General features: G+C 62.0%; 16 protein-coding genes. 12 read left to right on the top strand and 4 right to left on the bottom strand.

The window, feature by feature from the left end:
• Nucleotides 1–110: 110 nt before the first annotated feature.
• The 10 genes from metG (at nucleotide 111) to ACTV8E_RS08870 (ending at nucleotide 10913) form a co-directional block, all read left to right on the top strand.
• Nucleotides 111–2162: a methionine--tRNA ligase gene (gene metG, locus ACTV8E_RS08825; protein ID WP_443199239.1), complete on the top strand. Its 2052-nt coding sequence runs from the start codon at nucleotides 111–113 to the stop codon at nucleotides 2160–2162.
• A gap of 294 nt (nucleotides 2163–2456) precedes the next feature.
• On the top strand, nucleotides 2457–3593 hold the full coding sequence (locus ACTV8E_RS08830) for a glutamate-cysteine ligase family protein (RefSeq protein ID WP_443199240.1): 1137 nt from the start codon (nucleotides 2457–2459) through the stop codon (nucleotides 3591–3593).
• 142 nt (nucleotides 3594–3735) lie between these two features.
• Nucleotides 3736–4320, top strand: a complete 585-nt coding sequence (gene rsxA / locus ACTV8E_RS08835; RefSeq protein WP_443199241.1) for an electron transport complex subunit RsxA — start codon at nucleotides 3736–3738, stop codon at nucleotides 4318–4320.
• Complete coding sequence (rsxB, locus tag ACTV8E_RS08840; protein ID WP_251835140.1) at nucleotides 4317–4892, top strand: electron transport complex subunit RsxB; 576 nt, start codon at nucleotides 4317–4319, stop codon at nucleotides 4890–4892. The genes rsxA and rsxB overlap by 4 nt, the downstream gene beginning before the upstream one ends.
• The gene (gene rsxC / locus ACTV8E_RS08845) at nucleotides 4889–7336 is read left to right on the top strand and encodes an electron transport complex subunit RsxC (RefSeq protein ID WP_443199242.1); all 2448 of its coding nucleotides are present in this window, start codon (nucleotides 4889–4891) and stop codon (nucleotides 7334–7336) included. The genes rsxB and rsxC overlap by 4 nt, the downstream gene beginning before the upstream one ends.
• 170 nt (nucleotides 7337–7506) lie before the next feature.
• Nucleotides 7507–8535, top strand: coding sequence for an RnfABCDGE type electron transport complex subunit D (locus tag ACTV8E_RS08850; protein ID WP_443199243.1), 1029 nt, complete (start codon nucleotides 7507–7509; stop codon nucleotides 8533–8535).
• Between the two features lie 5 nt (nucleotides 8536–8540).
• Entirely contained in the window at nucleotides 8541–9176 is a 636-nt protein-coding gene (gene rsxG / locus ACTV8E_RS08855; protein WP_443199425.1) for an electron transport complex subunit RsxG, read from the top strand.
• Nucleotides 9169–9876 (top strand): electron transport complex subunit E, encoded by a 708-nt coding sequence (locus ACTV8E_RS08860; RefSeq protein ID WP_443199244.1) that lies wholly within the window; start codon nucleotides 9169–9171, stop codon nucleotides 9874–9876. The genes rsxG and ACTV8E_RS08860 overlap by 8 nt, the downstream gene beginning before the upstream one ends.
• A gap of 110 nt (nucleotides 9877–9986) precedes the next feature.
• Nucleotides 9987–10625, top strand: coding sequence for an endonuclease III (nth, locus tag ACTV8E_RS08865; RefSeq protein WP_443199245.1), 639 nt, complete (start codon nucleotides 9987–9989; stop codon nucleotides 10623–10625).
• 108 nt (nucleotides 10626–10733) lie between these two features.
• Nucleotides 10734–10913 (top strand): PA3496 family putative envelope integrity protein, encoded by a 180-nt coding sequence (locus ACTV8E_RS08870; RefSeq protein ID WP_251835135.1) that lies wholly within the window; start codon nucleotides 10734–10736, stop codon nucleotides 10911–10913.
• A gap of 207 nt (nucleotides 10914–11120) precedes the next feature.
• On the opposite strand, the gene ACTV8E_RS08875 is transcribed toward ACTV8E_RS08870, so the two are convergent.
• Complete coding sequence (locus ACTV8E_RS08875) at nucleotides 11121–11726, bottom strand: FMN-dependent NADH-azoreductase (protein ID WP_443199246.1); 606 nt, start codon at nucleotides 11724–11726, stop codon at nucleotides 11121–11123.
• 138 nt (nucleotides 11727–11864) lie between these two features.
• Nucleotides 11865–12197 carry a 3-phosphoglycerate kinase gene (locus ACTV8E_RS08880; protein ID WP_443199247.1) on the bottom strand — a complete coding sequence of 111 codons (333 nt, stop codon included), beginning with the start codon at nucleotides 12195–12197 and terminating at the stop codon, nucleotides 11865–11867.
• A 48-nt stretch (nucleotides 12198–12245) separates the two neighbouring features.
• Between ACTV8E_RS08880 and ACTV8E_RS08885 the strand changes: the two genes are divergently transcribed.
• Both ACTV8E_RS08885 and ACTV8E_RS08890 read left to right on the top strand, forming a co-directional pair.
• Nucleotides 12246–13157, top strand: coding sequence for a LysR family transcriptional regulator (locus ACTV8E_RS08885; protein WP_251835132.1), 912 nt, complete (start codon nucleotides 12246–12248; stop codon nucleotides 13155–13157).
• An 81-nt stretch (nucleotides 13158–13238) separates the two neighbouring features.
• Nucleotides 13239–13793 carry a peptidylprolyl isomerase gene (locus ACTV8E_RS08890; RefSeq protein ID WP_273537090.1) on the top strand — a complete coding sequence of 185 codons (555 nt, stop codon included), beginning with the start codon at nucleotides 13239–13241 and terminating at the stop codon, nucleotides 13791–13793.
• 85 nt (nucleotides 13794–13878) lie between these two features.
• On the opposite strand, the gene ACTV8E_RS08895 is transcribed toward ACTV8E_RS08890, so the two are convergent.
• Nucleotides 13879–15003 carry a GNAT family N-acetyltransferase gene (locus ACTV8E_RS08895; protein ID WP_443199248.1) on the bottom strand — a complete coding sequence of 375 codons (1125 nt, stop codon included), beginning with the start codon at nucleotides 15001–15003 and terminating at the stop codon, nucleotides 13879–13881.
• 192 nt (nucleotides 15004–15195) lie between these two features.
• Nucleotides 15196–15834, bottom strand: coding sequence for a DUF2057 family protein (locus ACTV8E_RS08900; RefSeq protein ID WP_443199249.1), 639 nt, complete (start codon nucleotides 15832–15834; stop codon nucleotides 15196–15198).
• Nucleotides 15835–15851: the final 17 nt, after the last annotated feature.

Below are 15851 nucleotides of genomic sequence, written 5' to 3' on the forward strand. Positions count from 1 at the left end.
GCCCAGCGCCAGGTTCCAGCCTTGCCACACTTGCCTGCCGCCAGTGGCCTGTACCCGGCCGCTTCCTTTATAGTTGCCGCCTTCCTCGTTTTACCGGTGCAGCCATTCCCATGTCCGAAGTCCGCAAGATTCTCGTCACCAGCGCCCTGCCCTATGCCAATGGGTCGATCCACCTCGGCCATATGCTCGAGTACATCCAAACCGACATGTGGGTGCGCTACCAGAAATTGCGCGGCAATACCTGCACCTATGTGTGCGCCGACGATGCCCACGGCTCGGCCATCATGCTGCGCGCCGAGAAGGAAGGCATTACGCCGGAACAGCTGATCGCCAATGTGCAGACCGAGCACATGACCGACTTCGCCGATTTCCTGGTGGATTTCGACAACTTCCATTCCACCCACGCCGAAGAAAATCGCGAGCTGTCTACCGCCATCTACCTCAAGCTGCGCGACAACGGCCATATCGCCACCCGCTCGGTGACCCAGTATTTCGACCCGGAAAAGGGCATGTTCCTGGCCGACCGTTTCATCAAGGGCACCTGCCCGAAATGCGCGGCCGAAGATCAGTACGGTGACAACTGCGAAAAATGCGGCGCCACCTACGAGCCCACCGAGCTGAAGAACCCGCGCTCGGCCATCTCCGGCGCCACGCCGGTACTGAAAGACTCCAAGCACTTCTTCTTTAAGCTGCCGGACTTCGAGGCCATGCTGAAAGAGTGGACTCGCAGTGGCGCCCTGCAGGAGTCGGTCGCCAACAAGATCGCCGAATGGCTGGATGGCGGCCTGCAAGAGTGGGATATCTCCCGCGACGCGCCTTACTTCGGCTTCGAGATTCCCAATGAGCCGGGCAAGTACTTCTACGTCTGGCTGGACGCGCCGGTCGGCTACATGGCCAGCTTCAAGAATTTGTGCGCGCGCCGTCCAGAGCTGGATTTTGATGAGTACTGGAAAAAGGACTCCACCGCCGAGCTGTACCACTTCATTGGCAAGGACATCATCAACTTCCACGCACTGTTCTGGCCCGCCATGCTCGAAGGCGCCGGCTTCCGCAAGCCGACCGCGCTTAATGTGCACGGTTACCTGACCGTGAACGGCCAGAAGATGTCCAAGTCGCGCGGCACCTTTGTCAAAGCGCGCACCTATCTGGATCACCTGAACCCGGAATACCTGCGCTACTACTACGCGTCCAAGCTGGGCCGTGGCGTCGACGATCTCGACCTGAACCTCGAAGACTTCGTGCAGAAGGTCAATTCCGACCTGGTGGGCAAAGTGGTCAACATCGCCAGCCGCTGCGCGGGTTTTATCCACAAGGGCAACGCCGGCGTGCTGGTGAGCACCGACATCGAGCCGGAGCTGCGCGCCAGCTTCAGCGAGGCCTTGCCGAGCATCGCCGACGCCTACGAGAAGCGTGACTTCGCCCGCGCCATGCGCGAGGTCATGCACCTGGCGGACCTCGCCAACGCCTGGATCGCCGACAAGGCGCCCTGGGCGCTGAACAAGGTCGAAGGCAAGCAGGCCGAAGTGCAGGCGATCTGCGCGTTGGGCATCAATCTGTTCCGCCAGCTCATCATCCTGCTCAAACCCGTGCTGCCGAACCTGGCCAAGGCCGCAGAAGATTTCCTTAACGTCGCGCCGCTGAGCTGGACGGATCTGGACACGCAGCTGGCCAATCATCAGCTCAACCCCTTCACCCCACTGATGACCCGCATCGAGCCAGCCAAGGTCGAAGCCATGGTCGAAGCATCCAAGGAAGACCTGGCCGCCACCGCTGAAGCTTCGCAAGATAGCGCCCCCAGGGGTAACGGCGAACTGGTCAAGGAACCGCTGGCCGAGACCATCGATTTCAACACCTTCGCCGCTGTCGACCTGCGCATCGCCCTGATCGAAAAATGCGAGTTCGTCGAAGGCGCCGACAAGCTGCTGCGTCTGACCCTCGACATTGGTGATGCCAAGCGCAACGTGTTCTCCGGCATCAAGAGCGCCTACCCGGACCCGAGCAAGCTGGAAGGTCGACTGACCCTGTACGTCGCCAACCTGGCTGCGCGCAAGATGAAATTCGGCATTTCTGAAGGCATGGTGCTGGCCGCCGGCCCCGGCGGTGAAGAGATCTATCTGCTCAGCCCGGACAGCGGCGCCAAACCGGGTCAGCGTGTGCACTAAGCGCTAGGCTCACGCAGCATATAAACAGGCGGACCTCGACAGAGCTCCGCCTGTTTCATTTTGGCTTGATGAGCATCAGCTGTTGCGCGGGACTGACTGCTTTCCAGTCCACCCGGTGGCATCGCGCCGATACCCGATAAGGGGCAAGACCACGCGATGGGTATCGCTGCGCTCAGCACCCGACCGGTAAACACTAGCGCGTGCCCCGGTTGCGATTGAACCGGTTCGGGGCCACCCTGACAGTGGTTGTCTCGTCCGAGCGCCGAACAGCGCTCCCCAGCCGGGAGATGCCCCATGCCACAGCCCAAAGCCATGCCGCTTTTCGGCATCGAGTTCGAATACCTGCTGATCGACAGCGGCGGACCACAGGCCGGACGCATCCGCGACTTCACCAACCTGGACTTCCTTGAACTCAGCGCCCTGCTCGCTGACAAGCCCGGCCTGGACGATCCCGAGCTGGCCGCTGGCGACATGGGCATCCGCAGCGGCTACTGGTACCTGGAAGGTGACGAACGCGCCCATCCCGACGGCAGTTTCAGCACCCTGGCGGTGAAAGGCATCGAGATTCGCACACCGCCACGCCCGGGCGTCGAGGCGGCGCTGGCCTGTCTGCTGGATATCGAAACCCAACTGAGCCTGCGCCTGGCAGCCCATGGCCTTGGCCTGGCGATTGCCGCCCTGAACCCGCGCCATGCGCGTTACGACTTCGACCCGCCACTGAATGCCTTCGAACACCAACTGCGTGCCGAGGACCATGAGTACGACGGCAGCGAGATTGCCACCCTGACCTTCGGGCCGGATATCAACCTGTCCATGCCCGACTGGGATTTTGACCAGAACCTCAACGCCGCGCGCAAACTTAACTATTACGCACCGTTTATCGTGCCGTTCAGTTTCAATTCACCCTGGTACGCCGGCGCACCCTGGCACGGCTGGTCGCGGCGCACCTGGATGCGCTGCGCCCACCGACCCGCAGTCAAGCTCTTCGTCGATCCGGCAGACTTTCCGGTGCTGGCGCGAGAGTCGACACTCGTCCGCCCAGCGCGCCTGACCCGGGAAATTGGCCGCATCGAATTCAAGGCGTTCGATGCTATGCCATCACTGGAGCTTCTTGGCGCCTGTTGCCACCTCCTGATGGGCCTGTGCCTGGACGAGACGTTGCCCGGACGCAGCGAGCATGCCGATGTAGACCTGTACCGCATCGCGGCCGTAAAGGGCTTCGAGGAGGCGGAAGTTGCCCACGGAGCTCGCCGGACTCTGGCCGCAGCACAGCAGGCCCTCGCACAGGCAGGCGACCCTGTCTCTGCAAAGACCTTGGCGCCCCTGGAAAACACCCTGGCCAGCCACACCCTACCGGCCCATGCACTGCTCGCCAGCGGCCGGATGTACCAACCCGGCGGCCTCGCCCAGCGCGAATCGAATTACTCTTAACCTCAGGTGTGCCGACCTGCCACGAGGGCTGACTCGTTCCGCCTGCCCACGCGACATCCCGTCGCGCCTTGTTTGCCCCGTCCGGGTCCCGGATAATACCGGCCCCTTTTCAACGGCCCTGCCAGAGCGACGGACCCCTGCTATGACCGAACTCGCCCTGATCATGGTTAGCGCCATCCTGGTCAACAACTTCGTCCTGGTGCAGTTTCTCGGCCTGTGCCCCTTCATGGGCGTGTCGAAGAAAATCGAAACCGCCATCGGCCTCGCGCTGGCCACCACCTTTGTCCTGACCCTGGCGGCCATGTGCAGCTACCTGGTGCAGGAATACATCCTCGCACCCCTGGACCTGGAGTTTCTGCGCACCATCAGCTTCATCCTGGTGATCGCCGTGGTGGTGCAGTTCACCGAAATGGTGGTGAACAAGACCAGCCCGCTGCTGTACCGCGTGCTGGGGATTTTCCTGCCGCTGATCACCACCAACTGCATCGTGCTGGGCGTGGCGCTGATCAACGCCAACAAGGCCGACTTCACGTTTATCACCGCCACCGCCCATGGCTTTGCCGCCGGCCTCGGTTTTTCCCTGGTGCTGGTGCTGTTCGCCGCCATGCGCGAGCGCATCGCCATCGCCGACGTGCCTCGAACCTTTCAGGGCGCCGCCATTGGCATGGTCACCGCCGGACTGATGTCGCTGGCGTTCATGGGCTTTACCGGGTTGATCAAGCTATGAGCCTGGTCCTGATTGCGGTGCTCGCCGTGCTGGCGCTGTGCCTGGTGTGCGGTGCGATTCTCGGCTTTGCCGCCGTGCACTTTCGTGTCGAGGGCGACCCCATCGCCGAACAGATCAACGCCCTGCTGCCGCAAACTCAGTGCGGCCAGTGCGGTTATCCCGGCTGCAAACCTTACGCCGAGGCCATTGCCGGCGGTGACAAGATCAACAAATGCCCTCCGGGCGGCGAAGCGACCATTGCCGCGCTGGCCGACCTGCTGGATGTCGAGGCCGAACCGCTGGACGCCGAGGGCGGCGAAAAACCGCAGATGGTCGCTTACATTCGCGAGGCCGAGTGCATCGGCTGCACCAAGTGCATCCAGGCCTGCCCGGTGGACGCCATCGTCGGCGCCGCGCGGCAAATGCATACCGTGATCGTCAGCGAATGCACCGGCTGCGACCTGTGCGTCGAGCCCTGCCCGGTGGATTGCATCGACATGCTCGAAGTAGGCGGCACGCCGCACAGCTGGAAATGGGAGTTGCCGCTGGCACCTGGCCAATTGATCGCCACTGACCGGGAGCAGGCCGCATGAGTTCGCTGAAGGTTTGGGACATTCCCGGCGGCATCCATCCGCCCGAGTGCAAGGCGCCCTCCACGCGCCTGCCGATCCAGCCGGCTCCGCTGCCCGCGCGTCTGATCCTGCCGCTGAACCAGCATATCGGCGTGCCGGCCGAGCCCTGCGTGATAGTCGGCGAACGGGTGCGCAAGGGCCAGAAGATCGCCGATGCGCAGGGGTTCGTCAGCGTACCGGTGCATGCGCCGACCTCCGGCGTGGTCAGTTTCATCGGCCCGCAGCCCTACCCCCATGTGTCCGGCATGCCCGCTCCGGCCATCGTCATCGACAGCGATGGCCTGGACGAGTGGATCGAGCGCCAGCCCCATCCGGACTACCGCACGCTTGAAGCCACTGCGCTGCTGCAGATCATTCGTGACGCCGGTATCAACGGTTTGGGCGGAGCCGGTTTTCCCAGTGCGGTAAAACTCGGTGTGCGGCCCAGCCAGAAGATCCGCACGCTGATCATCAACGGTGCCGAGTGCGAGCCGTACATCACTGCTGACGATCTGCTGATGCGCGAAAAAGCCGTCGAGCTGGTCGCCGGCATCGAAATCCTTGCCCATTTGCTGCAGCCCGAAGAGGTGCTGATCGGCATCGAGGACAACAAGCCGGAAGCCATCGCCGCCGTGCGCGCCGCGGTGGGCGAACGGCCCTTTGTGGTCAAGGTGTTCCCCACCAAATACCCCTCCGGCGGCGAACGTCAGCTGATCCAGATCCTGACCGGCGTGGAAGTGCCCAGCGGCAGCCTGCCGGCGGACATCGGCCTGCTCTGCCACAACATCGGCACCTGCGTAGCCATCCACGATGCGGTACTGCTGGGCCAGCCGCTGATCTCGCGTATCACTACCTTGACCGGTGCAGCGCTGGCGCGGCCGATGAATGTCGAGTGCCTGCTCGGCACACCGGCCGGCGAGCTGCTGGAGTTTGCCGGCCTGGATACGACAAAGCTTCACCGACTGATCATGGGCGGGCCGATGATGGGCTTTACTCTGCCCGCCCTTGAGGTGCCGGTGATCAAAACCAGCAACTGCCTGCTGGCCAGTACCCGTGAGGAATTGCCACCGCCGCCCCCGGCGTTGCCCTGTATTCGCTGCGGTGAGTGCGCCGAGGTGTGCCCGGCCAGCTTGCTGCCCCAACAGTTGCACTTCTTTGCCCTCGGCCAGGAACACGAGCAACTCAAGGCGCACAACCTATTCGACTGCATCGAATGCGGCGCCTGCGCTTATGTGTGTCCCTCCAACCTGCCGCTGGTGCAGTACTACCGCGCCGCCAAGGGTGAAATTCGCCAGCTGGAGCAAAAACAGCAGAAAGCCGAACACTCCAAACAGCGTTTCGAACTGCGCCAGGAACGCCTGCGCCGCGCCGAAGAGCAGAAGGAAGCCGAGCGCCAGGCCCGTGCCGAAAAAGCCGCTCGCGCCAAGGCGGCACAGCCTAGGGCCAGCACGTCAGTAACAAGCTCGACACCGGCCGATGAGCAGCTCAAGCGGCTGAAGATCGAAGCCAGTATGGCTCAGGTGGCGCTAAACAAAGCCGAGAAACAGCTGGCGCAGCACGACACGCCGGAGCTGCACGCCCAGGTTGCCGACTTGCGCAACGCGGCCGAAAGCGCACAGAAAGCCCTGGAGTCGTCCCTGGCCGCCGCGCCTGCGCCTGCCGCCAAACCGGCGGCTGACGAGGCCCTGAAAAAAGCCAAGATCGAAGCCGCCATGCTCAAGGTGCAAATCCGCAAGCTGGAAAAACTCGAGACGCCGGATGACGATCAGCAGGCCGAATTGGCCCGTTTGCGCCAAGAACTCGAGGAAGCCGAAAAAGCCTTGAGCAGTGCCGAACAGCGCGCAGCCCAGCCTGCCGCCAAACCTGCCGCTGACGACGCCCTGAAAAAAGCCAAGATCGAAGCGGCCATGCTCAAGGTGCAAATTCGCAAGCTGGAAAAACTCGAGGCGCCGGATGACGATCAGCAGGCCGAATTGGCCCGTTTGCGCCAGGAGATGGAAGTAGCGGACAAGGCATTGAGCGAGGCCACAAACAGCGCACCCACGGCGACGCCGCACACCGCCGGCGTGGAGGCGCTAAAAAAAGCCAAAATCGATCTGGCCATGAAGCGCGCGGAGTTGAAAAAAGCCGAGCGCGCCGGAGCGGAAGAAGCCGAACTGGCGCCTTTGCGGACTGCATTAAGCGCCGCTGAGCAAGCCTTGCACGCAGCCGAAGACGCCTCGGGCAAACCCGCGCCGGAGTTGGTGCGTACTGCCAAACCCGGCGTTGACGCTCGCCTGCGCGAGCTGAAAACGGACCTGGCCTTCGCCCGCGCCGACCTGCGCAAGCTGGAGCACACCGTGGATGCCGATCCCGCTGCGCTGGAGGCCGCCCGCAAGCGCCTCGCCGAGGCGGAGCGCAAAATAGCTGAGCAGTCGCCCGGCTGACCGTAAGGTGGATGTCGCTTTTCACATCCACCTTTTCGCATGTCGACGGTGGACAGACAACGCGATGTCCACCCTACGCCACGGCGTCGCTACAAGGTCGATTCCGCACTGACAAAACAGGCCTTCGCCACGCCGGTGAAGGCACAAGACGCACAGGAACATCGGAGCCTATGGCCCTGCCCCGCATCACCTCGCCCCACGCCACGGGCACCAATCGCACCCAGCGCGTCATGCTGCTGGTGCTGGCCGCCACCCTGCCGGGTGTGGTCGTTCTCACCTGGCTATATGGCGCCGGCACGCTGATCAACCTGCTCTGGGCCAGTGCCCTGGCGCTGGGTTTCGAAGCCGCGATCCTGAAGATGCGCCAACGTCCGGTGCAGTTTTTCCTGCGTGACGGCAGCGCAGTGGTCACCGCCGTGCTGCTGGCCCTCGCCCTGCCGCCTTACTCGCCCTGGTGGTTGACGCTGATTGCCGTAGGCAGCGCCATCGTCTTCGGCAAACAGCTGTATGGCGGTCTCGGCCAGAACCCGTTCAACCCGGCCATGGTCGGCTATGTGGTGGTGTTGGTGTCCTTCCCGCTGGAGATGACCAGTTGGCCCTTCCCCCACGCCGTGGGCCTGCTCGACGGCATCCAGCACATCTTCGGCCTCGCCCCGCTGGCGGATGGCTGGAGCCACGCCACCGCTCTCGACGTGCTGAAAACCAACAAGAGCCTGACCCTCGACGAGCTGTGGCAGAACCGCGCCTTCGGCCATTTCGGCGGTATCGGTGCGGAAGTCGTCAACCTGGCTTTCCTGGCAGGTGGCCTGTTCCTGCTCAGCAAACGGATGTTCACCTGGCACGCACCGGCCGGCATGTTGGCAGCCCTGGCAGTGATGAGCCTGCTGTTCTGGAACGGTTCCGGCTCCGATACCAACGGCTCGCCGCTGTTCCACCTGCTGTCCGGCGCGACCATACTCGGCGCGCTCTTTATCGTCACCGACCCGGTGTCTGGCGCCACCAGCAACCGCGGCCGGCTGATCTTCGGCATCGGTGTCGGCATTCTGGTCTACGTAATTCGCGCCTGGGGCGGCTACCCCGATGGAGTGGCCTTTGCCGTGCTGCTAATGAACCTCGCCGCCCCAACCATCGACTACTACACCCGTCCGCGCACCTACGGCCACCGCAAGGCCGAGCGCGGCTTCAAGCTGGGCGAATGACCATGATCACTGCCGAAATCAGCCGCTCGATGTTCAAGAACAGCCTCGTGCTGGGCGTGTTCGCCATCGTCACCGTGGGCCTCGTCGCGTTTATCCAGCAAAGTACGGCCGAGCGCATCGTCGCCGCCGAACGCGAGGCCCGGGTCGCCGCGCTGGCGCAGATTCTCCCCGCGGGCAGCTACGACAACCACCTACTCGACAGCCAGGTCGAAGTACACGACCCGCTGCTCGGCAATCGCGCCCCGACCCCGGCCTATATCGCCACCCTCGACGGTCAGCCGGCTGCGGTGATCCTGCAAGCCACCGCGCCGGATGGCTACAGCGGCGCAATCTATCTGCTGGTCGGCGTGCTGGCTGACGGTCGCCTGAGTGGCGTTCGGGTAGTCGGTCACAAGGAAACCCCGGGGCTGGGCGACAAGATCGAACTGGCCAAAAGCCCGTGGGTTCGCAGTTTCGATGGCAAATCGCTGGACGATCCCGACGAGAGCGGCTGGGCGGTGAAGAAAGACCAAGGTCAGTTCGACCAGTTCGCCGGCGCCACCATCACCCCGCGCGCAGTGGTCGCGGCGGTGCACAATGCACTGCGTTATTTCGACGCCCACAAACATGAGCTGTTCACCACGGAGACCCCCAATGGCTAGCTACCGTGAAATCGCTGCTAATGGCCTGTGGAAGAACAACCCTGGCCTGGTCCAGTTGCTGGGTCTGTGTCCGCTGCTGGGCACCAGCAACTCGACAGTCAACGCCCTCGGGCTCGGCCTGGCCACCGCGCTGGTACTGGCCTGCTCAAACGCCGCCGTCTCGCTGATCCGCAACGCGGTGACTCCGGCCGTGCGTCTGCCGGCGTTCGTGATGATCATCGCCGCGCTGACTACATGCATCGAACTGCTCATGCAGGCGTTCACCTACGAGCTGTACCAGATCCTCGGCATCTTCATTCCGCTGATCACCACCAACTGCATCATCCTCGGTCGCGCCGAAGCCTTCGCGGCCAAAAACAACGTGGCTCGCGCCAGCTTCGACGGCTTGATGATGGGCATCGGCTTCGGCCTGGTGCTGGTGGCCATCGGCGCGGTGCGAGAGCTGTTCGGTACCGGCGCACTGTTCGCCAACATGCACCTGCTGTTCGGCCCGCTGGCGGCCGACTGGCAGATCACCTTCATCCAGGACTACAAAGGCTTTTTGTTAGCCATCTTGCCACCGGGTGCATTCATCGTCCTCGGCCTACTGATCGCCCTGAAAAATCGCATTGACCATGCCATGGCCGAACGGGCCAAGGTCGAAGAGCCCGAAACGCCAACGCCGAGCCGACGCGTGCGAGTCACCGGGGTGATCGAATAGCGCCGCTGCAAGCTGCCTGGACGGTGGGCTGGAGAAGATGCTCAGCCACCAGAATTTTCGCTCGGTGGGCCAACCGCCCGGAACCCCACCCTACGCCTGAAGCCTGAAATATGAATGCCGCCAAACGCCTGGAAATCTTCCGCCGCTTCCACGAAGACAACCCCAACCCGACCACCGAACTGGCCTACAGCACTACCTTCGAGTTGCTGATCGCGGTAATCCTCTCCGCCCAGGCCACCGACGTGGGCGTCAACAAAGCCACGGCAAAACTCTATCCGGTGGCCAACACCCCGGAAGCCATCTACGCCCTGGGCTACGACGGCTTGTGCGAATACATCAAGACCATCGGCCTGTACCCGAGCAAAGCCAAGAACGTGCTGGAAACCTGCCGCCTCTTGATTGAAAAGCACAACAGCCAGGTGCCCGATAACCGCGAGGACCTCGAAGCACTCCCCGGCGTGGGGCGCAAGACCGCCAACGTGGTGCTCAACACTGCGTTTCGCCAGCCGGCCATGGCCGTGGACACGCATATTTTCCGGGTCAGCAACCGCACCAACATTGCGCCGGGCAAGACTGTGCTAGAGGTGGAAAAGAAACTGCTGAAGTTCGTGCCGAAGGATTATCTACTCCATGCCCACCATTGGCTGATTCTGCATGGCCGCTATGTATGCCAAGCGCGCAAACCGCGTTGCGGCAGTTGCCGGATCGAAGATCTGTGCGAATACAAGCACAAGACCTCCGACGATTGAGAGATATAGCCTTTTCCACCGGTCATCATTGATAAAATCTTGTGTACCCGCCACGCCTTTGCCGCTATAAGGTGCGCCATCAGCACCCCGCAGCCTGGAGTGACACACATGACAGACAAAGCCGAACTTGAATTGGATGATGACTTTGTTGGAGAGGACGCGGATGACAGCGTGGAACCTCGCCACGAAGTGGCCAAGACCAACCTGACCAAGCGCCGCATCATCGACAATTTGCTGGACGAGCGCCGCCTGAAAAAGAACTTGGCCGAATACGACTTCGATCTTTGACGCGTTATCTCAACCTCAAAAAAACCGCTCGGCGAGCTGATCGCGAGCGGTTTTTTTATGGTTTCTAATTGCCCGGGAAGGCTCTGGACTGCGACTTTCCCCAGATTACCAAGGTTCCCTAAAGCAGAGCAGCGCAACTTCGTAAAAAACCGGCCACATCAGTGGCCAGTTAGGTACGCCTCAAGAGGGCAAAGGCGTACGACTCACTCAGGCGATTTCAGCGACCTGAGCTTTCGCCGTGCTCAAGCCTTGCACCGGCGCATCGCCACTCAGGGCCTGGCCTTCCGCGTGGATAAAGCGCACATCGGTGATACCGATGAAGCCCAGCGCCTGGCGCAAGTAGGGCTCCTGATGATCGAAGCTGCTACCGTCGCCACTGTAGACGCCGCCACGGGCGGTCAATACATAGGCACGCTTGCCGGTCAGCAGGCCTTGCGGGCCAGTTTCGGTGTACTTGAAGGTAACGCCAGCACGCAGCACATGGTCAATCCAGGCTTTCAGGGTGCTGGGAATAGCAAAATTGTACATCGGTACGGCCAAGACCAGTACATCAGCGGCCTGCAGTTCGGCGGTCAGTTCGTTGGAGCGCACCAGCGCCGCCTGCTCGGCCGCGCTCTGCTCCTCGGCCGGCTTCATCCAGCCGCCCAGCAAATTGCCGTCCAGGTGCGGGACCGGCTGTTGGCCGAGATCCCGAACCTGAATGCTGTCGCCGCGATGAGCGATTTTCCATTGTTGGATAAAGGCTTCGGTAAGCTGACGGGATACCGAACCTTGTTGGCGGGCACTGCTTTCGATGACGAGTACACGGGACATGGCGAAACTCCAAAACAGGTGGACTACCTTGATGGCCCGCACGTTACTCAGGATGAAGTTGATTAAAAAGCGAGTAATATCGCTTAATCCAATCGACTAATTTGATCAAAAGGCCGGCTTTCGCTAGGCTGCCCAGCATTACTCATCGACTCGTCGCGCAGTCGATAAGCACTCAACATCGATACGCAAACGCACCACCTGGCGATGAAGCTTGACGGTGAGATGAGCCGTTTCCCCAGGCGCCAGCAACGTGCGACGTATGCGCGGCATTTCCGGTCCGTTATTGAACGTGACCGTACAGCGCGCAGGGTTTTCACCTGGGTTGACCAGGGTCAGGCTGGCAAGATCCGCCGCGATGTCATGGGCGCTGTAGCTGATCTGGGTATCACCGGGCGCCATCTCGACATCGATCGGATACGCCAGTGCTGACAACGGCAACCCGGCCAGCAAGGCAACACACCACCTATTCATATTGAGCCTCCCGCGAGAGTGCCCAGCGTAAGACAAGAGGATTCGAGGATGAAAGCGCCCCGCGTAACCCTGGACCAATGGCGCACCCTGCAAGCGGTAGTCGACCAGGGCGGTTTCGCCCAGGCGGCCGAGGCTCTGCACCGTTCGCAGTCTTCGGTGAGCTACACGGTAGGTCGCATGCAGGAACAACTCGGCGTGCCGTTGCTGCGTATTGAAGGTCGCAAGGCGGTGCTCACCGATGCCGGTACCGTGCTGCTGCGGCGTTCACGGCAATTGATCAAGCAGGCCAGCCAGTTGGAAGACCTGGCTCACCATATGGAACAGGGTTGGGAAGCTGAAGTGCGCCTGGTGGTGGATGCCGCCTACCCGAGCGGTCGCATCGTTCGCGCGCTCGCCGATTTCATGCCGAAAAGCCGGGGCTGCCGGGTGCGCTTACGCGAGGAAGTGTTGTCTGGAGTGGTCGAAGTGCTGCAGGAAGGCACCGCCGACCTGGCGATCACTGGCCTGGAAATTCCTGGCTACCTGGGCAGCGAGCTGGGCAGCGTTGAGTTCGTTGCCGTGGCCCACCCCGAGCACGCCTTGCACCAGTTGGCGCGCAGCCTGAATGCCCAGGACCTGGAAAGTCAGATGCAGATCGTGATTCGCGATTCCGGTCGCGAGCAACCTCGCGACATCGGCTGGCTCGGCGCCGAACAGCGCTGGACCGTCGGCAGCCTGGCCACCGCCGCCACCTTCGTCAGCCGGGGTTTGGGTTTCGCCTGGCTGCCGCGCCCGCTGATCGCCCGCGACATGCATGAAGGCCGGCTCAAGCCCTTGCCATTGGAACAGGGCCGTACACATACGCCGCGTTTCAAGCTGTTCGCCAACAAGGACAAGCCCCTCGGCCCGGCGACTCAGATCCTCGTGGACTCGATCAGAAATTGTGCCGCACCCGACCCCAGCGAGGAATGTACGGAATGACCCTGCGTGCCTCTTCGCATAACAGGTCGTAACCACTATCCTCGCCCCGGATCTTTTCCCCTTATCAAGGATTGCCAGACCATGCTGAAAAAACTTGTCCTCACCACCTGCGCCCTGCTGTTCGCCACCAGCCTGCTGGCTGCGGAAAAACCCCGCGTGCTGCTGACCACCAGCCTGGGTGAAATCGAAATCGAACTACAGGACGACAAGGCGCCGATCAGCGTGCAGAACTTCCTCGCCTATGTGGACAGCGGCTTCTACAACGACACCATTTTCCACCGGGTGATCCCCGGTTTCATGGTCCAGGGCGGCGGCTTCGATGCCACCATGAAGCAAAAGCCTACCCAGGCACCGATCAAGAACGAAGCCGACAACGGCCTGCGCAATGAGCGCGGCACCCTGGCCATGGCCCGTACCCAGGCACGCGACTCAGCCACCAGCCAATTCTTCATCAACCACAAGGACAATACCTTCCTCGACCATGGCAGCCGCGACTTCGGTTACGCCGTGTTCGCCAAGGTGGTGCGCGGCATGCCGGTGGTCGACCAGATCGCCCAGGTGCCGACCGGCAACCGTGGCATGCACCAGGACGTGCCGCGCGAGGCGGTGGAAATTATCAGCGCCAAGCGGTTGTAAGAGCAGGTGCGGGTGAGGCAGCGCTTGACCCGCACATGCGCCAGGCAATGAATTCGCCCCACCGGCGTACTGAGCGTCGATAGGCTTATCCCTGCCGATACGGCAGCATCTCCCGCGCCTCTTCGGCATAGGCCAGTACGCCTTGTTTTTCCTCGGCGAGGAAATCCGCCACCGCCGCACGCAGACCCGGATGGCGCAAGTAATGCCAGGAGCGCGTGATCACCGGCTCGAAACCGCGGATCAGCTTGTGCTCGCCCTGGGCACCGGCATCGAAACGTTTTAATCCCAAGGTGATCGCCTGCTCGATGCCCTGATAGAAACAGGTCTCGAAGTGCAGCCGGTCGTATTCGGCCAGGCATCCCCAATAACGGCCATACAGGCTGTCGCCATCCATCAGCGAAAACGCCATGGCTACCGGACGCATGCCTTGCAGTGCCAGCACCACACGGATCGCTTCAGGCATGCGTTCGGCCAACAGGCTGAAAAACGCCCGGGGCAGATAAGGCGCCTGGCCGCGCACCTGATAGGTGTTGGCGTAACAGGCGTAGACAAAATCCCACTCCGCCTCGCTGAGCTGATGACCTGCGCGCCAGTCGAAGTCGATACCCTGGCCGGCAACTTGCTCGCGCTCCTTGCGCAACTGCTTGCGCTTGCGTGAGGTCAGCCCATCGAGAAAATCCTGGAAATCACGATAGTCCCGATTGAACCAATGGAACTGGCAGCCCAGGCGTTCCAACCAACCCTCGCGTCCGCGCAGCAGGGCATCCTCAGCCGGCGTGGTGAAATTGATATGCCAGCCGGACTGCCCTCGCTCCGCCAGAGAGCCAGTCATCGCGTCCAGCACATCGGACAATGCCGCCGGCTCGCCCAGCAAGCGCGCGCCGGTTACCGGCGTGAAAGGCACACCGGTGAGCCACTTGGGGTAGTAGGCGATGCCGGCCCGCTGGCATGCATCGGCCCACCCCCAGTCGAACACATACTCACCATAGGAATGCGCCTTGCTATACAGGGGCAGCGCAGCCAGCAGGCGGCCCTGCCCGTCTTCCAGCAGGCGATGCACCGGTTTCCAGCCCGTACCTGGGCCGACACTGCCACTGTCTTCGAGGCAACTGAGAAAGGCATGACGCAGGAAGGGCTGGGCGTCGGGCAGCAACGCGTCCCAGGTGGCGGGCGGACATTCAGCGAGACGAGACAAAATTTTGATAGGCATGTCGGCAGTCTGGCGAAAGCCGGACACAAATAAAAGCGATCAGGCAGGCTCCGGTAAGTGCTCAGCGGTCGAGACATAAAAAACCCCGCCGAAGGCGGGGAAAGGAGCATAGGGTCAGAGCCTACTGCAGGCCCATGACGATGGCGTGACCGCCATCGTTACTGTTTCCTGCGGTGATGTTCGCGAGAAGACTTACTGCTGCGCCCACTCCAAGAACGCCGCACGGCTTTCCGGGCTGAGCAACAGCCACAGTTGCTGCAGGGTGTTCAGAGTCGCGTCGTTGTGTGGCAGGTTCTGGGTGGGCTTAGCCGCCCGGGAGGGTGCAGGCATCGCAGCGGCTGTTTTTTCCGGTGCGCTGTTAAGCGGTTCAACGATGGATTGTGTATCGGTAATGGCAGAACCACCGCCCAACACCTGGTTGATCGCCGAAACAGGCTTTGGGCCCGCCTCGGTGGCAACACGCTCTCCGGTACGCTGATTGATTGCCCATCCCGCGAAGGTATCCACCATGGCCTGGGCCTTTTGCAGGTTGGCAGGCTCGTCGTACTGCAGCTTCCAGACATCACCCGCGTGACCGTCCAGGCTGTATACCGCACTGCGCGTGCGCACGACTTCATGGCTCAGGCCTCCACCGATGTCGAAGCCGTTCTTGTAATAGGCGTTGATGCGGTATTCGCCTGGCTGCAAATGCAACGTCTTGTTAGCGGTGCCGAACAGGGCATTGGCTGAAGGTACTTGCTGACCGTTGATGCTCAACACTTCCAGCTCGTTGGGCACTTCAACCACCATCACCTGTGCCGGGGGCAGCTCGGAGCCCGCATACAGTTTCACGTGAGACTGCTGGGCAC

The sequence above is a fragment of the Pseudomonas sp. B392_1p genome, from assembly GCF_052245235.1.
Classification (GTDB): domain Bacteria; phylum Pseudomonadota; class Gammaproteobacteria; order Pseudomonadales; family Pseudomonadaceae; genus Serpens; species Serpens gallinarum.